Source organism: Sporolactobacillus sp. CQH2019 (assembly GCF_028765345.1).
GTDB lineage: Bacteria > Bacillota > Bacilli > Bacillales > Sporolactobacillaceae > Sporolactobacillus.
The window spans coordinates 324,229-345,887 of the sequence record NZ_JARAJZ010000002.1 but is presented as its reverse complement, the minus strand read 5'-3'; the positions used below and the strand labels follow the sequence as shown (position 1 = coordinate 345,887).

Here is a 21,659-nt window from a genome sequence, read left to right as displayed (position 1 = left end):
GGCGTGATGAATGATTTATATTTTAACACCGGATAAAAAAGTCGTCGCTGTCTTGGACAATGACGGCGGTTTGTCATGCCCTTTCTGGGCTGATCTGCATGTAGAAAAAATGGTCGATTTTGATAGTACGTATACCTTTACAGCGCCTGCGGACCGCGACGAATCGCAGTACCTGGTCGTCGGCAACTATGCGGCATTGGTTGATATGGACAATGATATTCAGCTTTTTCGCATGATTAATGTTGCCGATGGCTTCGACAGCAATGGAAAAACAATTGTCGTGAATGCCCGGAATGAAGCCATCTTCGACCTCAACGGAACGATCATCCGACCGCATACTTTCACAGGCATGATGGCCGCGGATGCATTCTCGTTTATCCTGCAGGATAGCGGCTGGGAAATGGGAACTTGCGATATCATCAGTTCGATTGATTTTTCAATTGACAGCTATTCGACGGCTCAGGCTGCCCTGCATACCGTTGCAGATACGTATAGCGGTGATGTCAAGTTTCGCGTCGAGATCCAAGGAAATCACATCATCCATCAATACGTCGATTTTCTGCAAAAGCGGGGGACAAATCATGGTAAACGTTTTGAGTATGCTAAAGATATCCAAGGCCTCACCCGGACCATAGACATTGACAATAACTTTGCGACGGCATTGATTCCGCAAGGTGCGGCAGATAGCGTGACAAATAATCCGATCGACATTACATCGGTAAATAACGGGTTGGATTATATCGCGAATGACGACGCCAATCGACAGTTTAATCCAGGTTCGGACAAGTACATTTATAAGATTTACACAAATGACAAAAAGACGACACCGGCGGCCTTGTTGGCCGATGCAAAGGTTCAGCTGGCGATCGTCTCTAAGCCCACGATAACGTATGATGCTCAGGTTATTCTTCTCCAGATGATGGCCGGATACGAACATGAGAAGGTCAGCCTTGGCGATACCGTTGGAGTGGTTAATAAAGATATGAACCCGACACTGACCGTACAGGCCCGCATCATAGAGCTGGATATATCTTACTCTGATCACAGTCAGGATAAGGCGACGCTGGGTGACTATGTGCCCTTGCAAGACGTCACTCCTACGATGGTTCAAAAGATCCAGCAGCAGGTCAAAAACACATTATCAGGTATGGACCTGTCCAATATCAAAGTTGAGCTAGCGGCCAGCAATGGCAACACCTTTAAAAACGGTCAGGGGACAACAGATCTGATCGCGCGTGTCTATAACGGCAAAACGCCGATCACGTCCGACCTGCGGCCGGAAAACTTTGTATGGTACAAAATGGACGTGAACGGCACGCATGATGCGGCTTGGGAACAAGCGCATGTCGCCGCAGGAAATACGGTCACGGTGACGGCGGCCGATGTCACAACTCAGGCGACGTTTGAGTGTGATATCAGTATATAGGAGGTGAAACGATATGGCAGTCGTAGGGAGCGGACAGATCACAATTTCGAACGTTGACGACGGAGCACAAGGGCCACAGGGCCCGACTGGTGCTACTGGCCCACAGGGTAACGCGGGGCAAATGTTAAACTACACGCTTACTCAGGTATCTAAAGATAATCAGGGCAGGCTCTGGAAGTCATCCGGTCCAGGCGATTGGACGGGTCAGGCATATACAGCGGAGGGATATACCGGAGGATGTTTTCTTTCCTTTAAACCGTCTGCCAAAACCAATTATATTATGGTGGGCATCAGCACTCGACCGACAATGAGTGTTAACTATGCCGCTATTGACTATGCGTGGTATATGAATACCACAGGCCAAGCGACGATTTACGAAAGCGGGTCTAATAAAGGAAGTTTTGGAACCTATAACGCTGGTGACGTATTTTCAATCACTTATGACAATGCATATGTAAGATACTATATAAACGGCGTCTTAAAAAGAACGGTACCGGTCACTGCGGGATTGACTTTTTATGTTGATTCATCTTTTTATACCGTAGCAAGCACTTATCAGGTATATGATATTTTTTTCGCCCCGCAGGGTTCTCAGGGGCCGCAAGGGGCACAAGGAATCCAGGGGCCTGTGGGAGCGGATGGAACGCCGTCCTACTTGCACATTGCTTATGCGACCGATGCAAGCGGCGGGGGGTTTTCTCAATCTCCAGCAGGGATGACTTATATCGGTGTCTACTCAGACAGTTCGACGACCGACAGCACCGACCCGACAAAGTATACTTGGTCGCTTATAAAAGGTGCCGATGGACTCGACGGTGCTCAGGGTGTACCAGGTCCGGCCGGTACAAACGGTCAGACCAGCTATGTACATTTTGCGTATGCCACGAGCGCTGACGGCTCGGCCGGATTTAGCACAACTGACCCAACCGGCAAAACTTATATCGGCACCTATACAGACTTCGCCAGTGCCGACAGTACCGACTACACAAAGTACAAGTGGGCGAAGTTTCAAGGACCAACAGGCGCGACCGGGGCTACGGGTGCAACAGGAGCAAAGGGTGATACGGGGGCGACTGGACCACAAGGCGCGCAAGGGCCACAGGGACCAAACGGGATTAACCTGATCTTGGGAACGGGATTTACTGACCTGTCTCAATGGGCCAAAACCGCTTCGGGTGTATTTTCTATTGATTCAGCTAATCTATGTAATGGCAACAATTCTCTAAAAATATCAACAACGGGGACAGGATTTGATGGCGTTCATAGCGCTGCTCCACTCGCAATAAGTGCCGCTACACAATATATAATGACATTATTCGCATATATTAACGCGGATACTGATATTCCATTGGACAAGCCGCTGAGAGTTTATTTCCCCGAATACAACAGTAGCAATTCCATCATTCGTTATTTAGAAACGGATATTAGTAATGGTCAATTAACGCCCGGACAGTGGTATAAAAGGACTTTTTCTTTTAGCACGGATTCAAACGCTGATCACTTTGGACCGTTAGGTATGGATTTTAAAAATGTCGCAGGGACAGCTCAGGTTTGGATCTCACAGATTAAGTTAGAGACAGGTGGCACCGCCACCCCCTGGACGCCCAGCCCGCAGGACGCGCAGACTATTGCGGCAAAAAAGGTTCGCAACTTTACCTATCAGCCGACACCGCCATATGATGTCGGCGACCTTTGGACACAGAGCGGAGCGACGCTCTATTGCACAAATGCCAAAGACGCGAGCGGTAGTTATTCCCTATCTGACTGGACCTTGCAAAAAATTGTTCTGGCGTCTCTCGACGGTAGCGTGCAGGGCCTAATCAACAATGCCGTCCAATCAGGATCAAGCTATAAGGGTGTCACGATCGATAGCAACGGCCTGACCGCGACAGCCGGCGGCACGGTCGTAGCTGTCAACTCGGCGGATGGATTTAAGATTACAAAGTCTGGGGCCGTCGTCGTACAGGTGGATACAGGTGGCACCCTTAAGCTGGCCGGAAACATCGATGCATCGAGCGGGACGATCACCGGGGCCGTGATTGTCGGCGGGACGGTCACACAGAGTTACACAGACCCCGTCCTCGGCCTTCGAACGATCTCTATGCAAAACGGCGAGTTGATCACAAGCGGGCTTGTGGATGGGCCGAATACGCCTAACTCGACGATGACTCTTTATTCTGGTGCCCTTAACTTCACCGTTGGTGTGGATGGCGACAGCTACAAATATGTGAGCACCTTTGACGGATCCGTATTGGAGATGTCCTACCTGACCAACTCGGGTACAAGTAGCAATCCGAATTATGTGCAGGCGGCGAATATTGAGCTGCTGGCAAATAGTGGAGACGTCAGGGTATCCCGCAGCGTTTATGTCGGCCGCGCGATTGAGCCGTTGAATGGTACAACGGTAGGGTTTTTCTCAAACACGACAAATTTCCGCAATTCCGCAAATAGCGCTTGGGGCACGATCGTATGCGGACAGCTTTCTCAGACTTCAACGGAGGAACTCAAGCAGGATATCGCGCCGATGACAGAAAATGCTCTGGACGTTTTAAATGCGATGGACATATACAATTTTCGCTATAGGGGACAGGTTGAATTAGGCGTTCCGAAGTTGCACACCGGGGTTATTATCGGCGATGGGTACCGGACGCCGACGGAGATTTTAGACTGGCCGCAAACCGGCGTTGACATATATGATGCAATATTTTTCAACTACAAAGCAACTCAGGATTTTTTCAAGTTGTATCAGTCAGCAATGGCAACATTACAATCCGAGATCGTCGATTTACAAAGCAGGGTACAAAAATTGGAGGCAGCATGATGGAAAAAGTTGAATATGATCTAAACTTGCAGATTGGTATTCTATCGGTTAAAATTGCAAATCTCGAAGTTGAAAATTCAAAACTTCAGGCGATTAACCAGGCGTTAGGGGCAAAGCTCGACAAGCCGGAAGTGGAAAACAAAAAGTTGGCAGACGGGCAAGTAAAAAATGTGAAAGCAGACAAGCCGAAAGAAAGCGTTAAATGATCCGGTTTTTTATTTTGCTATTAAAGGGGGTGACAAGAATGGATAATAAAAAAGTGTCCTCATTTAGAGAGGACAAGGATAAATCGATTTCTTTTGTCGATCAAACAAAAATTGAAAATTCCTCTGATAAAGCAAGAATTTCTGCTAATAAATTTATAGCTGGCTATTTAGTTTAAAATAGTCGTTTTCATCTGCAGAAATCCACAATTAGCGCACCGATACGCTTCAACCGGTATTACCTTTCCTGTTGATTTGTACTGTCCGGGGGCTGTTTGGATAGCGGTAGTCAAGAATACATTTTCGTTTTCGCCGAATGTTACTTTTTGCATATTGCCTGATTTACAGATTGGGCATTCCATCATTGTTCACCTCCTCTCTAATTGGAAGTCACTTCCATTCTAGCAGAGTAGGTGATTTTTATATCAATTTTTTTAGGGAGGCATTGCAATGGTTTACACATGGAGTAATCTCACACCAATTAAGGATGGCAGCGGCAACATTACGGCATTCCGGCTGTATTACGCCGGGAACAACGCAACGACGGGGGATAACGTCAGCGGGTCGGTGCAGATCACGCTCGATCAATTTTCTTCGACGGCTGGTAAGGTGGATGCAATCACGGCGCTCATTGCCCCGGCTGTTCAGGCTGCGGTAACGGCATAAAGGAGACGATAGGATGAATCCCACATATTGGGCCGCCTTGTTTGGAGCGATCTTGAGTTTAATTATGATCTTTAAATATGTTGTCCTCACGCCGCTTATCAAGCTAATTAATGGCATTGTGGATCCGCTCAAGCAGACGATTAAAGATCTGACGGATAGCATCGACAGGCTTGAGCAGACCAGCCGTGACGAACATGCCAGTATCCATAAACGGCTGGATCTGGAAGACAAACGGCTTGACGTCGCGGAGGACAATATCATTCGGCATGAAGAACAGCTGAAAACACTTTTTCATGAAGAAAAAGAAGGCGAGCAAAATTGAAAAAGTTCATACGATTCTTGATCGCGCTGGTCCTTTCACTCGGACTGGCGCTTTCCTTTGCCGTTCCGACGCTGGCCGCCGCTCCTGACCATGATGTGGTCGATGTCAGTAATAACAACTCAAGCGTCGGCCTGCCATTGAGCTTTTATCAGACGATCCGAGCGTATGGGGTCAAAGGCGTCGTCATCAAGGTTAGTGAGGGGACAACCTATCGAGATGCTGCGGCATCCGTTAACATCGCTAACGCCAGAACAGCGGGCCTACGAGTCAATATCTATCATTACGGGCTTTTATCCAGTACAACAGAAGCGGCCAAGGAGGCCGACTGGTTCGCAAAATGTGCTCAATATGCCGGATTTTCAAAAACGGCCGACGGTTACGCAACGCTTGATCTTGAAGATCTAAACCTTTCGCATAATAGTACGATATTGACCGGTTATTCAAACGCTTTCTTCAACGAGCTTCACAAACTTGGTTACGGGAGGACGGATTTCTATTCCAGTTCATCCTATTACAATAGCCGAGTTATCCCGAAACAATTGCCTTACGCCCCGTGGATTGCGGCTTATCCGTACTATCCGGATGCCAGTCATATCACGGCTAATTTTTCTAACGGCCGTGGCATGTGGCAATGGACGAACAATTTTGTATTTCCGGGGCTGAGTCAGTTCGGGGCGTTTGATGTATCGGCAGACTACCTGGGAAAGTACATTGTCGGAGCGTCGGTCAATAACACAGTGGGTACGATTAAGTCTGTCAGCCTGATCGATTACATGAAGGCTCACGGACTTGGTGGCACATGGTCCGCTCAGGTCAAATTAGCGACGGAATATGGCATCACCGGATACATTGGGAGTGCTGCTCAAAACTTGGCTCTGTTGTCCAAGTTGCAGAACGGCGTGAAACCTGCACCCGCACCGAAGCCGACTACCACGCAGGCGGCTATCTACACGGTAAAGTCTGGCGATACGCTTTATGGCATCGGCATCGCTCACCATATGACCTATCAGGCGATCATGTCGCTAAACGGCCTGCATAGCTGGACCATCTATCCGGGCGAGCGTTTGAAGCTCACAAGAGCCGCACAGGCTGCCGTTAGCTCGTCGGCTCATATTTATACCGTTAAATCGGGCGATTGCCTGTGGACGATTTCCAGCCGTCTCAAGACGACTGTAGCACATCTTAAATCCGTTAATGGCTTACGTAGCGATACTATCTATCCACATGAGCAACTTAAATATTAATTATAAGGGGCGATAGAAATGAAACTTGGAGAAAATTCTCCGGAAGTCAAACAGCTTCAAACAAATTTGAATAAAGTTCTTGGCACCTCGACGCCGATTACGAGTATCTTTTCATCTGCCACCGAGGTGTCCATTCGGGCTTTCCAGCAGCTGAACGGCCTGCCGGTCACCGGTAATGCCGATGACGCGACCGTGAAGGCGTTGAATGCCAAAGCCGGAATAACAACCCCGGCCGTCGACAAGAAGGCGCAGGCAATCGTTCTATTGACTCAAGCACTTAATTTACTGAAAGAGGCGAACTAATCATGCAGAATATCGAAGTGCAAATTTTTACAGCGATACTGTCTCTATTTGTCACCGGCCTTGGCGCCCTGATCGCGGCTTACGAGCCGAAGCTGAAAGCCCTGATCGACAAGAACTTATCTGCCAAACAGGCGACGGTAGCCAATACGGTGATCGACGGCATATCGTCTATTGCCGGTACGGTCGTTGCCGATTTTAATCAGCGTATTGTCGCCGACGCAAAGAAAAACGGTATCTTTACACAGCAGCTTGCCGAAAGTGTCAAAGCCGATGCGGTGAAGGCTGTGACCGCTCAGGCGTCGTCACTGATCGCTCTCGGCGAAACGGTAATCGGTGATGTAAAATCATTGATCCCGCAGCTGGTTGAACAGGCCGTAGCCGCTCAGAAATGACATAATGAAAAACCCGCCGTGATGGCGGGATACATAATCCATGTCGGGCATTGACCGGCGATGGGATATTTATTTTTTCTTTCTATTCAGCAAGGGTTTATAATATTTTTCTTCAGCGACTTTACGAACTTTTATCGCGTCATCAATATTTTTAAATTGCCCAAGTTGTATCTGTTTGCCATTAACGCCAATATAGGCAGCATATTTATTTATCTTTTGCCGATAGCATACGCCTTTTATGCCGGTCTTATTATCTTTTCTTTTTTTGGCTGTAATCAGAGAGACATTAACATTATTAATACGCTGGTCGTCATATATTTTGCGTAAATTAGCCTGCTCCGTTTCTCGTCTTAGACATCCGCAAGATCTTGTATCCCCTTTGTGTAGCTCCTCGACTGTGGCTTCAGCAATATTTCCGCAATCACATTGACAATGCCAAATCACACTTTTATGTCTTCGCCTTTCGGTTGGATATAAGGCAACCAGACGCCCAAATCGATGATTAGTTAGATCTAAAGCTGGCACGGCAATTCCTCCGTTTAATCAAGGATTGCAACGACTTTAGCATCAATAATACGTATTTCCTGTTCATCCGGAGCTTCATATGTTTCATCATGTCCGGCAATGACGATTTGTTTTCCAAAATAATACTTCTTATTCCACTCAGCCGCTTTTTTGAGATTAGTGGCTAATTTTTTTATATCTTCATCATCATCTAAAAATAAGCCCTGTGTAATTACCCTGGTGGCGCAAGTTCCCCCGACCGTTTTGCCGTTTTCACCATCTCGGTCATAGAGAGATTGATTACATTCATCATCCCAGTCATAGGACTCTCTGGGGGTATCACCTACGGAGTAGTGCTCGTCATCTGCACAGCTTCTTACGCCTACGCAATCATAACCATTTTTAATTATTTTTTGAACCATTTTTTTAAGATCCATGTTGTGGCCCCCTGACTGTTTCCATACTCTTATTATAATACATGTATTAAAAAATACAAGAGTATTGTCCAGTCTTATTTTTTATTTTCTTTATTTTTTAATGCATCAATATAGGGCTGATAATATTTTTTCTCAGCCTCTTTTCTGGCCCGTATAGCCTGATTAATATCTTTAAAGGTTCCTACGTATTTTCTTTTCCCATTGACGGTTATGCTCGCCTCATAATAAGTGTGGCCCTTACGGATGCGTTGGTGTACGCCCTTAATACCGGTGCCACTGTCCGACCGCACTTTTTTAGTGAGCAGAGGGACGGGCACGCCATCAACCGATTTATCCGTCAAGAGCACCTGACGGGCATTTGTTATCCGATCAGGCGTTAGGCAACCGCACGATATTGTATCACCACGTCGTAATGACGTACCCATCGCAACCGTCGTATTCCCGCAGTCACATTGACAGAGCCAAAGTGCATTACCGTTTTTTGTCTGTCCGGCGCGCTTGAGGACCGTCAATTTTCCAAACTTCTGCCCGGTAAGGTCAATCATATTCGGGGGCATTTTATGATAGCTCATAATCTTGTCGCTCTTTCAGGGTGATCCCAATCGCACATTTCCGATTCATCTGTGATCTCTTTCCATCCGTCGTAAACGTCCCAAATAACCTCATATTTATTTCCATTAACGTCAAGGGCAATCGCTTTATAAATGGGGCGTTGGCTTTCCACACCGTCAATATAGGGGCTTCCGGTTGTCCGTAACTCCTTATCTTCCCAGTCAAAGATCGTCGAGTTATAAACGTTCAGCTTTTCGTAGTCGGTCATTTTGCCCCACCTATCATTAATCAATTTGCTTAGTTGCATGAGATCGCCTGAGTTGGCGTCTTTATTAATAAAAGATCGGGCCGCTGAGCGCTTGGATAAATAGCGCTTATGGTCCTTATTTTTATCAATCCATCGGGCATTATAGACTGTATGATCATATTTATCCATGAGTAAGGCTCCTTCAAAACAATTTTGCAATGACTTTTGCGTTCTTGACAACGACTTCGCCGACATCGCCAGTTTCATTGTTCCGGCCATAATCACCGGCGATAAAATAGCAATGCTCACCGATAAAGGGAAGAGAGGATATTTCTTCGCTCTCATGTCTCTTTAGGTCACTGATGGCCGGGCTTTCAACATCCCAAGCGCTGACGCCATCCAGTTCTTCCATTTCTTCGTATTCGGTTGTTCCATATTCGGGAAACTCTCTTTCATCGTCCCGATCTTCGTTATGCTTACTGTTTTCCGTAATTTCTTCACCGACCGTGCGATCCTTATCTTCAAAGCGTACGCCCATCGCATCATAATCATAGTAGCAATCCTCAGCAAGCTTATTTATGGTTTCAATCATTTCTTTAATGGTCATTTATTATCTCTCCCTTGTTTCTATACTCCTATTATAATACATGTATTAAAAAATACAATAGTTTTAGGTAATCTTTTCATCCTTTTTATAAAAAAATCCCCGTACCGAAGCACGGGGACTATATAAGGGGATAAAGAATGGACGGGGCAAGGAACAGTATGCGCATTTAGCGATTAAAATACTCTTTAATTCGTTCATTTATCCACTCGGCTGCGATTGTTTTGTGATATCGGACCGGGAATACACGGCCACGGACGTTCACTTCATAATTGAGCCAATCATGGCGGGTCAGCCGGATATCATGGTCAAATACGGAATCTTTATTTTTTCGCATGTCAATCGTGAGGTGGCGGTAAGCTTCGTCAATGGTCGCCAGATACTGATCCTTGAACTTGGTGTTTGTAATACCGATAACCTTACGATCACGCTGAAGGGCTAATTTCATCAGCGCCAGAAAGATGTGTTCTCATGCGAATGAATGTTCTACATTCAGCGGAAAAAATATCCTTAATTCATTTAAAAAAGTAGCAAGAAAGGTTCATTTTAATTTTCATCTTATATCATACGATTTATTTAAAATATTTAAAAACGTGTTTCTTCTATAATATATGATTCAACTTTTCATATATTTTCATATCATTTTATAGTATAAAATATGTCCTCAATGATGGACATGATGGGGAAAATGAATTAACCTCTTATCTATCAAGGGGGTTCAGAGGATTAGGCAAGACTATGTACCGACTGTGTGTCGAAATATATAAATCAACGCTTCTCATCTGTTCACCTGAACTTATGAGAGGCTTCTTTTTTTCTCGCTTTTTCACACGCAGATAGACCTTTTTGATCGATTCATCCTCGATGCGGACAGTCTTTCTGCTTCGTTCGATGTGTTTTTAACACATCCAACTGCCAACCAATGGCGCGAACGGATCTTCTTCTGAAGCAAGTACGATGTATTTTATTGCATCTCCGGTAAGATCATCATGTGCTTTAAAATAAAAATTTTTATTTTATTCTCTTTGAACCTCCCTGCTCAAAAGAAGGCATTTTCTCTATGCCTTGGGCAAAAAAGGCCAGATAATCGGTATGTGTTTATTTCAATAGATAGCATAAAATGTATTTAAACACGCAAAGCATCCCCCTCTATTAAAATGGCGGCACATACAATATGTATGGAAAGACAATGAATCTTTATAATAGACAAACAATTAACCGCGGCAAGATTAATCAGCTTACATTTTCATACAGACCGGCGAAGCAGTCCAAGCTAAAGCTTTGCAACATTCCTTGCGTGCCTGATTATATTCCGGCCTCTTACAAGCCGTTTTGAAAGTTCAAAAGGGCACCTCACGGGGGTGCCCTTTTGGAGGGGTGATGCATACATGGGTTATGGATCCGGATACGGCGTCACCTGATCAATAAACGAAAGCAGCGCCGACGATAATCAACAGAATAAACAGAACAACAATCAGAGCAAAGCTGCTGACGGGATTGTACCCGCCGCCGCAATATCCGCCGTCATATCCCAAAGCGAAGCACCTCCTTATCACGTGGTAATATACTATATGAGCGGACAAGCGATCATGAAGGGGACAAATGGATAGATAAAAAAACCTAATTAAGGGATCAAGTGATTGAGAATAAAAAAAGATGTGTCTGCAGATAGAAAAATCCCTAGTGACAATTACAAAAGTTAAATAATGTCACTTTATCGCCGTTCACGAAAATATACCGCGGTTCGTCTGAACAGAGATCATCGCGCAGCAGTAGGAAAACCAGTAAACCGCAAAAGACAGCGGCGTTCAAAAGGTCGGCAGCCAATACCCTTAAATCGGCCATAATCAGAGTACAAATCAGACTTCATTTATGTCCTTTCCCGCAATTCCGCCGATCGAAGCGGTCTTTTTCATTTAATGGCCACGAATCCGGATGGGCGGGAACGGCACTCAGAAAAAAAGGGGAACCTGAGCGGATTCCCTTTTCCGATAAACTATCAATACGGAGTCGGCAAATGTGTTCCTGGCGCGTGCCACCATGATTCAACTGTTTTCCAGGCAGTATGGTAGTCGTGCCCTCTTCCCATTAAATAACCAATTGCAACAGCTTCTCTTAATGCATGTTCATAGCCGAGATGCTGGGCTTCGCGCAAACCGTGGCTAACGGCGGGACCGATCAAATGAAGTACATGCTGCTCCTCGCTTACGGGCCGCTGGTACAAACCCGGATCTGTATTTCTGTAATCATGATAATACGAAGCATCAAATGGTTGAGCAAAGTTCATGCCTCTGCGCCTCCCGAAGTTTTAAATACTTTTTTAATTTATGCGCGTCTGGGGATGAGCGGAATAGGCAATAAGCATGTTTTGTTAAAGGAACTTCGGGATGCCGCTCTGCCTGTCGGTGCGAGGATAGGACGCAGCTGTGGAATGATCTTTTCTTTTTATGAACGATTCTGAGAATCGTGCGCGAAACACGGCATGACCATATAGAAAGTATCCGATCCGCTTACACCTATAGGCTCCGGCTGAATACAGTATGTTAGCAGCTGTAAAAGGGAGGGAGTGTAATGGCTACCAAACCGCCGATGCTCCGGCCGGGAGACACGGTCGGCATTGCAACACTGGGGAGTCCATTAGATCCGAACGTGATCAATCAGGGCATTCAGGGCCTTCAGAATATGGGATTTCAAGTGGTTGTCGGACGGCATGTTTATGCTCAGACCGGATTTCTGGCCGGGACGGATCAGGAACGCGCATCAGATCTGATGGACTTGTTTCATAACGACGATGTCAAAATGATTATTTCTTCAAGAGGCGGTGTCGGCGTTGCCGGCATTCTTCCTTATCTGGACTTTGATTTTATCCGCAGTCATCCGAAGATTGTCAGCGGGTATAGCGATGTCACCATCTTATTGAATTGCCTGTACCAGTTTGCCGATCTGATTGCTTTCAATAGTCTATTGCTTTTCGATTTTTCACCGAATACGCCCAGTTATAATTACAACCAGTTTTTTGCGGCAACCTCTACTACTGCGGCATCGCGGACGATCGAGAATCCGCCCGGCATACCATTAGTAAGCAGAATTCCGGGCAACGTAACCGGCCCCCTTGTCGGCGGGAATTTAACATCTTTTGTCGGAACCTTGGGGACACAATTTGAAATCGATACTACCAATAAAATTTTATTTCTGGAAGAGACGCATGCGCCGGCCAACACAGTTTATCGTTATTTTAACCATTTGAAACTGGCGGGGAAATTTGATGACTGCTCCGGCATTCTTATAGGCGAGTGCACCCGTTGTCCAAACGCCTACCAGACATCTTACGAAGATCTGATCACCAGCGTTCTCGTCCCGCTTAGGAAGCCGCTCATGACTAATATCACATCGGCGCACGGCTATTATAAGGCTGCAATGCCCATCGGCGCCACGGTTAATTTAAATACGGTTAATAACACACTGACCGTACTGGAGCCCACTGTCAGTGCAACTTCTTAAGAAAATTCGGGCATCGTTGTCCGATCCTGTTGACACTAAAAACTATATCTTCGTTTGTTAAGACTTTAAGGAAGCATAAAATTCCGGCGGACGGCTGTATCGCGGCCGGACAAAAGCGCGTCGTTCTGCAGGCGTGTCGCAACGAGGCCTCCGGTTTCTCCTAAATCCTGTCGATCGGCAGGCTTTACTATCTCCGCTTCCTTCTGTTCATGAACTTTCCGGACGGCGGCTTGTGCCGTTATCCTGATGATAGGAATTTGTTAAACTGAAAAATTTTCACTGACGTTGATATTTATTCTGTGCTCATTGTCCGGAAATTCGCGCCGAAATAGTGTGAAAGAGGATTCCGGAGTGCCTGTACAGCGATTCTGGGCGGTGAAGTCAGCAGGATGGAAACAGTCGGTACACAAGCTGTCTGAATTTCCGCTTTTAATCCGTGCCTGTTTTTCTCGGATTCATAATCTATTTTTGCCGATCATTGGTCTACTTGTCCGGGATGTTCGTATACATGGTAGTACAATCTATGGGGATCAGGGAGGGTATGCCATGTTCTATCGACGATCATCTGTTACGGCAGCGGCCGTGCTGCTGGCGCTGGCTTTGCTTGCGGGGTGCGGGGCGGCCGCCGATCGCCAGCCGTCCAGCGTACAGTATGTAAAAAACAAATCGGAACTGGCTAAAACGGCACATAATATAAAATCTGTCCAGAGAGAGCTTTATCTGTCCGATGAGAACGGGCTTCTCGCACCGCAGACCGTCGCGCTGCCGGCCTCACCCGCTCCGGCCCGGCAAGTGCTGGATTATCTCGTCCAGGACGGACCGGTGACGGATCTTCTGCCCAATGGTTTTCGGGCGGTTCTGCCGGCGGGAACCATGGTCAAAAGTGTTTCCCTGGATCGGCAGGGGCTGCTGACGGCCGATTTCTCGTCAGAACTTTTGGACGCCCCGGTCAGTGATCAGGGCCGGATTGTTCAGTCGATTGTCTGGACACTGACTCAGTTTGATAACGTTAAGAAGGTAACTATTCGTGTCAACGGTAAAGCGCTGAACGGATGGCCGAACAGCAAACAGCCGGTCGGCCAGGAGCTGACCCGCTCGGACGGAATCAATGAGACGTTCGGCGGCGTGGCGGATGTGGCGGACAGCGTGCCGGCAACCGTTTACTACTTGTCTTCAAACAAGGGAAAATCCTATGACGTTCCGGTGACGGTCCGGATCGCCCGGAGCGGATCGGACAGTCTGTACAGTCTGGTCAATACGCTAATACGTGAACCGGCGGGAACGGTGTTCATCTCGACATTCAGTCCGGATACGGAACTGGTTGAGAAGCCGGTGGTCAAAAACGGAGTGGTTTATCTTCACTTCAACGATGCGTTATTTACAGATAAGGCGGCAAAAACAATCAGCGACGATGCACTCCGCTGTCTCGTTCTGACGCTTACAGGCGAGAACGGAATCCGGCTTGTATCGATCAAAGTCGGCAGCTCGGACAAGGTGATGCTGGAATCCGGCAAAATGATTAGTGGCCCGGTGTCCCGTTCGATGGTGAGTCCGGCCGGGCTGTAATCCTTTAAGAAAAATATGGTATAGTAAACAAGGGGCGGCGTACGGAGCCCTTCCCAACATTTTGCTTAAATATGAGGTATGCGGAGGCAGTTGATATGATGAGACCAGACGGAAGGGCGAATGACGAACTTCGCCGGATTCAGATAGTGCCGGATTTTATCATCCATCCGGAAGGCTCCGTGCTGATAACGGTCGGCCGGACAAAAGTCATTTGCAACGTCACGATCGAAGATAAGGTCCCGCCGTTCATGCGCGGACAGAAAAAAGGATGGATAACGGCGGAGTACGCCATGCTCCCGAGAGCGACTCCGGAGCGAACCATCCGCGAATCGTCCAGAGGGAAACTGGGCGGCCGAACCATGGAAATACAGCGCCTGATCGGCAGAGCGCTCCGTTCGGTCGTGGCTCTTGATGAGATCGGGGAGCGGACGCTCTGGATTGACTGCGACGTCATCCAGGCGGACGGAGGAACGCGCACGGCCTCCATAACAGGCGCTTTTGTCGCGATGGTACTCGCTCTTAAGAGGGCCGTCGATAAAAAACAAATCAGCAGAATTCCGGTCAAATCCTACCTGGCGGCCACATCTGTGGGCATCCATCCGTCATACGGTCCGATTCTGGACCTCTGCTATAAAGAGGACTCGACAACGGATGTCGATATGAATATAGTTATGAACGGTAAGGACGAATTCATTGAGATACAGGGTACCGGCGAGGAAGCGACATTCAGCAGGCAGCAGCTTTCCGTGCTGATCGATCTGGCGAAAAAAGGGATCCATCAGCTCATCGGTGCCGAAAAGTCGCTCATCGGCGATATACTGACCGAACAAAAGGCAGGGACGGAGAAGTGACCCAAGTATTGGTAGCATCGAATAATCCGGGAAAGATCAAGGAAATCAAAGCGATGCTCTTGAATTTTCAGGTTGAGCTTTATTCACTGAAGGACCTCGGCATCAGTGCCGAAGTAGTGGAGACAGGTTCCACCTTTCGGGAAAATGCGGCTCTGAAAGCAGAGACCCTTTCTAAAAAGACAAAAATGGTCACGATTGCCGATGATTCAGGGCTTGCCGTCGATGCGCTGGACGGAGAGCCCGGGGTCTTTTCCGCACGCTATGCCGGGACGGACAAAAACAGCGAGCGCAATATTGATAAACTGCTGGATAAATTGAAAGACGTGCCGCCGGAGAAGCGGACTGCCCGTTTTATCTGTGTTCTGGCACTCAGTATTCCGGGAAAACCGACCCGTTTTGCCGAGGGGCGGTGCGCCGGGCTGATAACAAACGGCCGAAGAGGAATGGGCGGATTTGGCTACGACCCGGTTTTCCTGATTCCGGAAAGGCAGCTGACTTTTGCGGAAATGGGAGCAGCGGAGAAAAATAAAATCAGTCATCGTGCGCATGCATTGCAGAGGCTGCGCGAAAACTGGGGCAGCTGGTTGGGGGGAGATTAATGAAGTGGCTAATTGTCAGTGATACGCATGGATTGAGGCGGGAAGTGGCTGAACTGAAAGAACGTTATGCCGGACAGGTTGAAGCCTTCATTCACTGCGGCGATTCGGAACTTGAAGCGGACAGCCGTGAATTGGACGGCTACATAACGGTGGAAGGAAACTGCGACCGTACGAGTACTTTTCCCGAAGAAATTGTCCGGACAATCGGACCGCTTAAATTTCTGATTGTTCACGGCCATTTGCTTGGCATCAAAATTTCCAAGAGGAAACTATATAACAAAGGGTTGGAGAATAAAGCGGATATAGTCTGTTTCGGACATAGCCATCTTGCAGGAACGTTCCAGAAGGGCGGCATGGTTTTCATCAATCCCGGCAGCCTTCGTCTTCCCAGAAACTATCAGGAAGGTACATATGTGATTCTCGAGCTCAGCCCGGATCAAAAGACAATGGGGGTTACCTATTACACCATTGCGGGTGCGCCGGTTGATATGTTTTCTAAAGTTTATCGCCGGCAAAACGAAAACAGCCGTTTAAAATGAAAGGGGACACCTTGATCGGACAAGGTGTCCCCAGGAGTGATGCGGAGGAGGGCACTCACGCGGCGTTATCAGGCAACCCGATTGGTTAACCTGATAATTCATTATATGTGAACATGGCTTGAAAGAAAGGTATGAATGAATGAGAGAAACAGCCTGTTTATTCCGGACTATGAAAAATATTCTGTTCAGGACCGGCCGGCTTGAATATTGGCGGAAGTCCGGTGCCAAACTGAAAATCCGAAAAATATTCGAACGGTTTTATTTGAACAAGTACCTTTCGCTTCGTGCCTTTTTGAACATACAGCCGGCAGATAAATATCGTCCATCTTTTCCGGTGATTGCCTGTATATTGTCATTGTCAACTCCCGACCTGGATTATTCTGCACTTCCGGTTGAAACAATTTGACAGGCATTGACAGATACGATTTTACCATCTAAAATAGTAAAGGTCGTCGAATGATCATGTTTCCGTTGGAAAATGGTTGACCGACCGATTTTCTGTCCCAGTAGCTCAGCTGGATAGAGCAACGGCCTTCTAAGCCGTGGGTCATGGGTTCGAATCCCTTCTGGGACATAGCGAAAAGCCTTGATATGAAAGGCTTTTTTATTTTGCCCTTTCCCCTTAAAGACGTTTGAGGAGCAAATCGGGAGCAAAAATGAAAAAATATCTGTTTTCTATCCCACCAGAAAACCGAGTATGCCGGCTGTCTTGATGATCAGCACTTCGTTCAAGCTGACGGCCTCATGAAGAGTTGACTCATCTATTATTGGTTAACAATTAATTTTACAAACAGGAAAAAATACACAAGAAAGCCCTGCTGCACGTTCCCAAAAGTTAGGAACCAAGGCGGGGGGATTCATCTGACGGGTATACCCTTCAGCGGGTGATTCAACTTCAACCGCTCAACTGGAACTAAGGCTTCAGGATGAATGCCTCATCGCTCAGAATTGAGCTGACCAATCCTGCCCATTGTATTTCTTGCAGGCTATCGGGTATAATAAGGACACAGGAAACGTAAAATAAAACCGCCAGTGCACGAACACTGACGGAATGGCAATATCCGCACAGAGCGGAACAGCGCAATAAGAATTAAACACATTAACATGAATGGTCCGCTTCAATTATCGCCACTGCGAATGGGCATATGAAGCGGATCATTTCTTTTTTCTGTCTGACAGCATGAATAACCAGTACACCGAAAGAGACCATCAGTGTTAAGACTTGAAATACTGTCATTGGCGCCACCCCCATTCTATAAGGGCGTCGCTGTCCGCTCATATGCATCTATTGCCTGTTCTGATTAATAGCATGTCATGCCTCAGATTTGACCCATAAACCAGGTCGATCAAACCGGCCTGGCTAACTCTTTTCATTACAGGAAATATAAAAAAAGCAGAAACGAATGTGCTGAACTCTATTCAGCCTTTGGTAACATTGTTTGAACAGACCGTCCTGCTCTATTTTGCTGCTGCTGTATTGCAGCTTAGGAAGGATACAGGGATTAATACGCTGCGATGGCCGGGAAACACGCTAACATTGAATAGCCGGAGGCTATTGGCTAAAAGAATGAGAGTGATGCAGGCTTTTGGACTGAAATTAACGTTTGCCTGCCTATTTTATTTTCAAATACGAGAAATCGATCGTTCACACCGGAATATAGGGGTGGGGGCTATTGATTTTTTTGTTCTATGATTCGACGTTAGAAGATGCCGATCCTGACCACGCATTTGCAAAAGATTCTGCTAGGGCTCCGTCGGATACGGGTTCCAGCCTTGTAATCAGCTCGTACTGCAGCTGATCCAACGGCAATGAGATGATCCGGGGCATCAGCTTTTCAAGGATGATTTCTCCGCGAAGTTCCGCGTTTTTCAAAATCGCTGCCATAGCTGCTATTTGTTTGCTCTCTGATTTCCGCTCGTTTATTTTCGGCATGGATGCGATGATCCTGCGCCGCACCGCTGGTTTCATAATTAGCGCCCTGATCGTCTCCGAGCCGATTGTTTTCAGCGGTGCAACACGCGCACGCAGATAGGCATACACATCATCGAGCAGGTTCCCGGTAATGGGAATCTCATTTGTAATCTTTAGAAAATAATATTTACACCGGACGGCCATTACAGGCTCAGACTTATCGGGCCAGCGGCGATAAAGGACGGATTTATTTGTCCCCGCCCGCGTCGCGACGCTCTCTATCGTCATTTGCGTATAGCCGGTTTTAGAGAGTTCTTCCCATGCGGCCTGCAGGATCGCCTCTTCCAGAACTTGTCCGCGGCGGTGCTTCCCTTTCTTTTGCTCGTCCATCTTTTATTCCCCCTCAACAATTAAATTAAAGGGATCTCTATCGTAAAAATTATAAAAACTGAAAGTTTCTTATTGACAAAAATCTGTATTTATCATATCATGGCCCTATAAGAAACTAAAAGTTTTCTATTGCAAAAGGGATTTTTCATGAGTACAGAAAGTGTAAAATCGGCGGAAGAAAACTTAATCCGGCCGTACTCAGGACCGCCGTTATTCTGTCCGCAGTGCGCTGCCGACGAGGGCCAATGTGGCCATCCATACCATTGTGTCCGATATGAAAGCGGGATTTCTGTCCAAATATAAAAACACAAAGGGAGTGTTATTTAATGGAGAAGCTGAGCAGCGGCAGAGATGCCGTGATCCAACTGGATCACCTCACGAAAACATTTGGCAAACACATGCTGTCAGCAATGTTTCATTAGAGAATGCGAGAACGGCGACCCTCGTCGCGTCGTTTATAACTCTTCCTCAGATGTTTCTCTCCGGCGTGATTATCCCGATCAGCCATTCCAGCGGCGTGCTGCTCGCTTTAAGCCGCATCATGCCGATGACCTGCTGCCTCGACCTCACGCGCGCCGTCGTCTATGCCGGGACGCCGGAATACCATAGCGTCGTATTGTTTCATCCATTGGCAGATCTGGTTGTTATCATCACCTTGACAGCAATCTTCCTGGGCCTGGGGACTTATCTTTTCGCCTGCTCGGAAAGCCATAGGTAGCCTTTGCTTTCCCAGATCATGCATTTGTGAAAGATCCCGCTATGGCTGTGTTGCCATGTATTAGCCCAGAAATGCGGCGACAGTACTCTGACCCCAATCAAGCCTTGATCGTCTGCGCGCCGATTGCTTTCATCGGTTCAACATGCACACGAAGTTAGGCCTGTACATCTTTGCGCCAATCGCCGGTTTCAGCGATAAATGTACCTCTGTCGTAGAAATGAAAATAGAAAACATTGCGTTTCCTATTGACAAAAATTTATATTTATTATATCATCGTTTAATAAGAAACATAAGTTTCTTATGAAAATAAACTATAAAAGGAGTTTTCCCATGAATGCAGAAAATGTAAAACCGGCGAAAGAAAAACTCGATCCGGTCGTGCTCAGGGTTGCCATCATTCTGGTCGTAGGTGCACTTGCGCCACTGTTCGATACAACGATGGTCAATGTAGCGATTCATACCATTGCAACCGATATGAAGGCAGCCATTTCTACCGTGCAGTGGATCACAACCGGATTCGTTCTGGCCATGGGACTGACCGTCCCAATTTCAGGCTGGGCCGCCAAACGATTCGGATGCAAACGATCCTATATCTTTTCCCTGGTGATCCTCTTGGCCGGATCCGTGCTCGCCCTGCTTTCCTGGAATATCCAGAGCTTAATCTGTTTTGCCGTTATCCAGGGAATCGGTGCGGGACTCCTGATGCCGGTACTGCAAACGGAGCTTGTACAGCTTTCCGGCGGCCGCAAACTCGGGCAGATCATGTCGATCGTCAGCATTCCTGCTCTTCTGGGGCCGATTCTTGGCCCGGTGTTAGGAGGAATTATCGTCAATGGCTTAAGCTGGCGCGCGATTTTCTTTGTCAATATTCCGATCTGCGTCGCAGCGATCCCATTAGCCTTGTGGGGAATACCGGCCGACAAGCACGTGGAAAAGAAAGCGTCTCTCGATGTGATCGGCATGCTTCTGCTTTCTCCCGCGTTCGCCCTTCTGATCTATGGCATTGCGCAGGTCGCCACGCACGGGGGCATAAGCAGCAGCGCGGTTTATATTCCGCTTATCCTCGGCATCGTTTTGATGGCGTCATATGTCGTCTATGCGCTGAAGACGAGACGGGAACCGGCTCTGAATGTGCGGCTGTTCCAATCTGCCAATTTTTCCGCTTCCAATATCCTGCTGATCCTGTGCGGGATCATCACGAACGGGGCCATGCTGATGCTGCCGCTCTATTATCAGGAGGTGCGCGGGGCCAGCGCCCTGTATGCCGGATTGTGGCTGCTTCCGCAAGGAATCGGGATGCTGCTCACCAGAAGCTGGGCCGGAAAAGCGGCCGACCGCAGCGGTTCGCGTACCATCGTGCTGCTCAGCCTCGCGGGTATTGCAGTGGGTACGCTGCCGTTTGCTTTTGCGGGAACGGCTACGAATTATATCCTTTTAGCTGTCGCCCTGCTGATCAGAGGGGCGGGGCTCGGCGGCTTGCTGATTGCCATCATGGTGTCCGCTTATATCGGACTCCCGAGAGAGCAGATCCCCCACGCGAGCATCGCCACGAGGATTTTTCAGACCATCGGCGGAGCTTTCGGGTCTGCTATTCTCGCGACCGTCGCCGAACATCAGATGGCAGGCCATGCGGATACCGATCTCCATGCGGTTTCCAATGCGTTCGACGTCTCGTTCTGGTGGGCGATCGGCTTCGCTGCAGTAGCGGCGATCCCCACGCTGTTTTTAGCCATGCACAAAAAATCAGGGACGAAAACGGCGCCGCAGAAAGGATGACGTGGAAATTCTTCATCTGAACCGAAAATGCCGCAGCGGTGAAAGGAAGTGAGGCATATATTTTAAGCGATAAAATCTGTGCTTTA

Annotated in this window: 26 protein-coding genes and 1 tRNA gene; 17 read left to right on the top strand and 10 right to left on the bottom strand. The window is 47.5% G+C overall.

Annotation, left to right across the window (positions count from 1 at the left end; translation table 11 throughout):
* Nucleotides 1–10: 10 nt before the first annotated feature.
* The 9 genes from OYT88_RS04565 to OYT88_RS04525 all read left to right on the top strand — a co-directional run bounded on the left by OYT88_RS04565 (nt 11) and on the right by OYT88_RS04525 (nt 7,377).
* Nucleotides 11–1,426: a phage tail spike protein gene (locus OYT88_RS04565; protein WP_274398215.1), complete on the top strand. Its 1,416-nt coding sequence runs from the start codon at nt 11–13 to the stop codon at nt 1,424–1,426.
* 13 nt (nt 1,427–1,439) lie between these two features.
* Nucleotides 1,440–4,247: a tail fiber domain-containing protein gene (locus OYT88_RS04560; protein ID WP_274398214.1), complete on the top strand. Its 2,808-nt coding sequence runs from the start codon at nt 1,440–1,442 to the stop codon at nt 4,245–4,247.
* A complete protein-coding gene (locus OYT88_RS04555) occupies nt 4,247–4,453 on the top strand; it encodes a hypothetical protein (protein WP_274398213.1) in 207 nt (68 codons plus the stop codon). Before OYT88_RS04560 ends, OYT88_RS04555 begins: the two co-directional genes overlap by 1 nt.
* A 38-nt stretch (nt 4,454–4,491) precedes the next feature.
* Nucleotides 4,492–4,629, top strand: a complete 138-nt coding sequence (locus tag OYT88_RS04550; RefSeq protein ID WP_274398212.1) for a hypothetical protein — start codon at nt 4,492–4,494, stop codon at nt 4,627–4,629.
* A gap of 271 nt (nt 4,630–4,900) precedes the next feature.
* A complete protein-coding gene (locus tag OYT88_RS04545) occupies nt 4,901–5,116 on the top strand; it encodes a hypothetical protein (protein ID WP_274398211.1) in 216 nt (71 codons plus the stop codon).
* A 13-nt stretch (nt 5,117–5,129) separates the two neighbouring features.
* Nucleotides 5,130–5,438, top strand: a complete 309-nt coding sequence (locus tag OYT88_RS04540; protein WP_274398210.1) for a hypothetical protein — start codon at nt 5,130–5,132, stop codon at nt 5,436–5,438.
* Complete coding sequence (locus OYT88_RS04535; RefSeq protein ID WP_274398209.1) at nt 5,435–6,682, top strand: GH25 family lysozyme; 1,248 nt, start codon at nt 5,435–5,437, stop codon at nt 6,680–6,682. Before OYT88_RS04540 ends, OYT88_RS04535 begins: the two co-directional genes overlap by 4 nt.
* An 18-nt stretch (nt 6,683–6,700) precedes the next feature.
* The gene (locus OYT88_RS04530; RefSeq protein WP_274398208.1) at nt 6,701–6,985 is read left to right on the top strand and encodes a peptidoglycan-binding domain-containing protein; all 285 of its coding nucleotides are present in this window, start codon (nt 6,701–6,703) and stop codon (nt 6,983–6,985) included.
* 2 nt (nt 6,986–6,987) lie between these two features.
* Nucleotides 6,988–7,377, top strand: a complete 390-nt coding sequence (locus OYT88_RS04525; protein WP_274398207.1) for a hypothetical protein — start codon at nt 6,988–6,990, stop codon at nt 7,375–7,377.
* A gap of 69 nt (nt 7,378–7,446) precedes the next feature.
* On the opposite strand, the gene OYT88_RS04520 is transcribed toward OYT88_RS04525, so the two are convergent.
* From OYT88_RS04520 to OYT88_RS04485, 8 genes are all read right to left on the bottom strand, one after another.
* Nucleotides 7,447–7,902, bottom strand: coding sequence for a hypothetical protein (locus OYT88_RS04520; RefSeq protein ID WP_274398206.1), 456 nt, complete (start codon nt 7,900–7,902; stop codon nt 7,447–7,449).
* Between the two features lie 14 nt (nt 7,903–7,916).
* Nucleotides 7,917–8,318 (bottom strand): hypothetical protein, encoded by a 402-nt coding sequence (locus OYT88_RS04515; protein ID WP_274398205.1) that lies wholly within the window; start codon nt 8,316–8,318, stop codon nt 7,917–7,919.
* 74 nt (nt 8,319–8,392) lie between these two features.
* Complete coding sequence (locus tag OYT88_RS04510) at nt 8,393–8,890, bottom strand: AP2 domain-containing protein (RefSeq protein WP_274398204.1); 498 nt, start codon at nt 8,888–8,890, stop codon at nt 8,393–8,395.
* Nucleotides 8,887–9,306: a hypothetical protein gene (locus OYT88_RS20810; RefSeq protein ID WP_338000539.1), complete on the bottom strand. Its 420-nt coding sequence runs from the start codon at nt 9,304–9,306 to the stop codon at nt 8,887–8,889. The genes OYT88_RS04510 and OYT88_RS20810 overlap by 4 nt, the downstream gene beginning before the upstream one ends.
* A 13-nt stretch (nt 9,307–9,319) precedes the next feature.
* Entirely contained in the window at nt 9,320–9,724 is a 405-nt protein-coding gene (locus tag OYT88_RS04500; RefSeq protein WP_274398203.1) for a hypothetical protein, read from the bottom strand.
* Between the two features lie 166 nt (nt 9,725–9,890).
* Nucleotides 9,891–10,178, bottom strand: a complete 288-nt coding sequence (locus tag OYT88_RS04495; protein ID WP_527194295.1) for a YhjD family protein — start codon at nt 10,176–10,178, stop codon at nt 9,891–9,893.
* A gap of 964 nt (nt 10,179–11,142) precedes the next feature.
* A complete protein-coding gene (locus OYT88_RS04490) occupies nt 11,143–11,274 on the bottom strand; it encodes a YjcZ family sporulation protein (protein ID WP_443029756.1) in 132 nt (43 codons plus the stop codon).
* A 446-nt stretch (nt 11,275–11,720) separates the two neighbouring features.
* Nucleotides 11,721–12,008 (bottom strand): hypothetical protein, encoded by a 288-nt coding sequence (locus OYT88_RS04485; protein ID WP_274398200.1) that lies wholly within the window; start codon nt 12,006–12,008, stop codon nt 11,721–11,723.
* Between the two features lie 284 nt (nt 12,009–12,292).
* Between OYT88_RS04485 and OYT88_RS04480 the strand changes: the two genes are divergently transcribed.
* From OYT88_RS04480 to OYT88_RS04455, 6 genes are all read left to right on the top strand, one after another.
* On the top strand, nt 12,293–13,222 hold the full coding sequence (locus OYT88_RS04480; protein WP_274398199.1) for a S66 peptidase family protein: 930 nt from the start codon (nt 12,293–12,295) through the stop codon (nt 13,220–13,222).
* Nucleotides 13,223–13,768: 546 nt separating this feature from the next.
* Entirely contained in the window at nt 13,769–14,788 is a 1,020-nt protein-coding gene (locus tag OYT88_RS04475) for a GerMN domain-containing protein (protein ID WP_274398198.1), read from the top strand.
* Between the two features lie 98 nt (nt 14,789–14,886).
* Nucleotides 14,887–15,639: a ribonuclease PH gene (rph, locus tag OYT88_RS04470; protein WP_274398306.1), complete on the top strand. Its 753-nt coding sequence runs from the start codon at nt 14,887–14,889 to the stop codon at nt 15,637–15,639.
* Nucleotides 15,640–15,692: 53 nt separating this feature from the next.
* Entirely contained in the window at nt 15,693–16,238 is a 546-nt protein-coding gene (locus OYT88_RS04465) for an XTP/dITP diphosphatase (RefSeq protein ID WP_443217491.1), read from the top strand.
* Nucleotides 16,238–16,777, top strand: coding sequence for a metallophosphoesterase family protein (locus OYT88_RS04460; RefSeq protein ID WP_274398196.1), 540 nt, complete (start codon nt 16,238–16,240; stop codon nt 16,775–16,777). Before OYT88_RS04465 ends, OYT88_RS04460 begins: the two co-directional genes overlap by 1 nt.
* A 500-nt stretch (nt 16,778–17,277) precedes the next feature.
* A tRNA-Arg gene (locus tag OYT88_RS04455) sits at nt 17,278–17,351 on the top strand.
* Nucleotides 17,352–17,876: 525 nt separating this feature from the next.
* Here the strand turns inward: OYT88_RS04455 and OYT88_RS04450 are convergent.
* Together OYT88_RS04450 and OYT88_RS04445 are read right to left on the bottom strand one after the other, a co-directional pair.
* Entirely contained in the window at nt 17,877–18,014 is a 138-nt protein-coding gene (locus OYT88_RS04450) for a putative holin-like toxin (RefSeq protein ID WP_274398195.1), read from the bottom strand.
* A 450-nt stretch (nt 18,015–18,464) separates the two neighbouring features.
* Nucleotides 18,465–19,079, bottom strand: a complete 615-nt coding sequence (locus OYT88_RS04445; protein ID WP_274398194.1) for a TetR/AcrR family transcriptional regulator — start codon at nt 19,077–19,079, stop codon at nt 18,465–18,467.
* A gap of 247 nt (nt 19,080–19,326) precedes the next feature.
* Between OYT88_RS04445 and OYT88_RS04440 the strand changes: the two genes are divergently transcribed.
* Together OYT88_RS04440 and OYT88_RS04435 are read left to right on the top strand one after the other, a co-directional pair.
* On the top strand, nt 19,327–19,797 hold the full coding sequence (locus tag OYT88_RS04440) for an ABC transporter permease (protein ID WP_274398193.1): 471 nt from the start codon (nt 19,327–19,329) through the stop codon (nt 19,795–19,797).
* Nucleotides 19,798–20,127: 330 nt separating this feature from the next.
* Nucleotides 20,128–21,573: an MDR family MFS transporter gene (locus tag OYT88_RS04435; RefSeq protein ID WP_274398192.1), complete on the top strand. Its 1,446-nt coding sequence runs from the start codon at nt 20,128–20,130 to the stop codon at nt 21,571–21,573.
* Nucleotides 21,574–21,659: the final 86 nt, after the last annotated feature.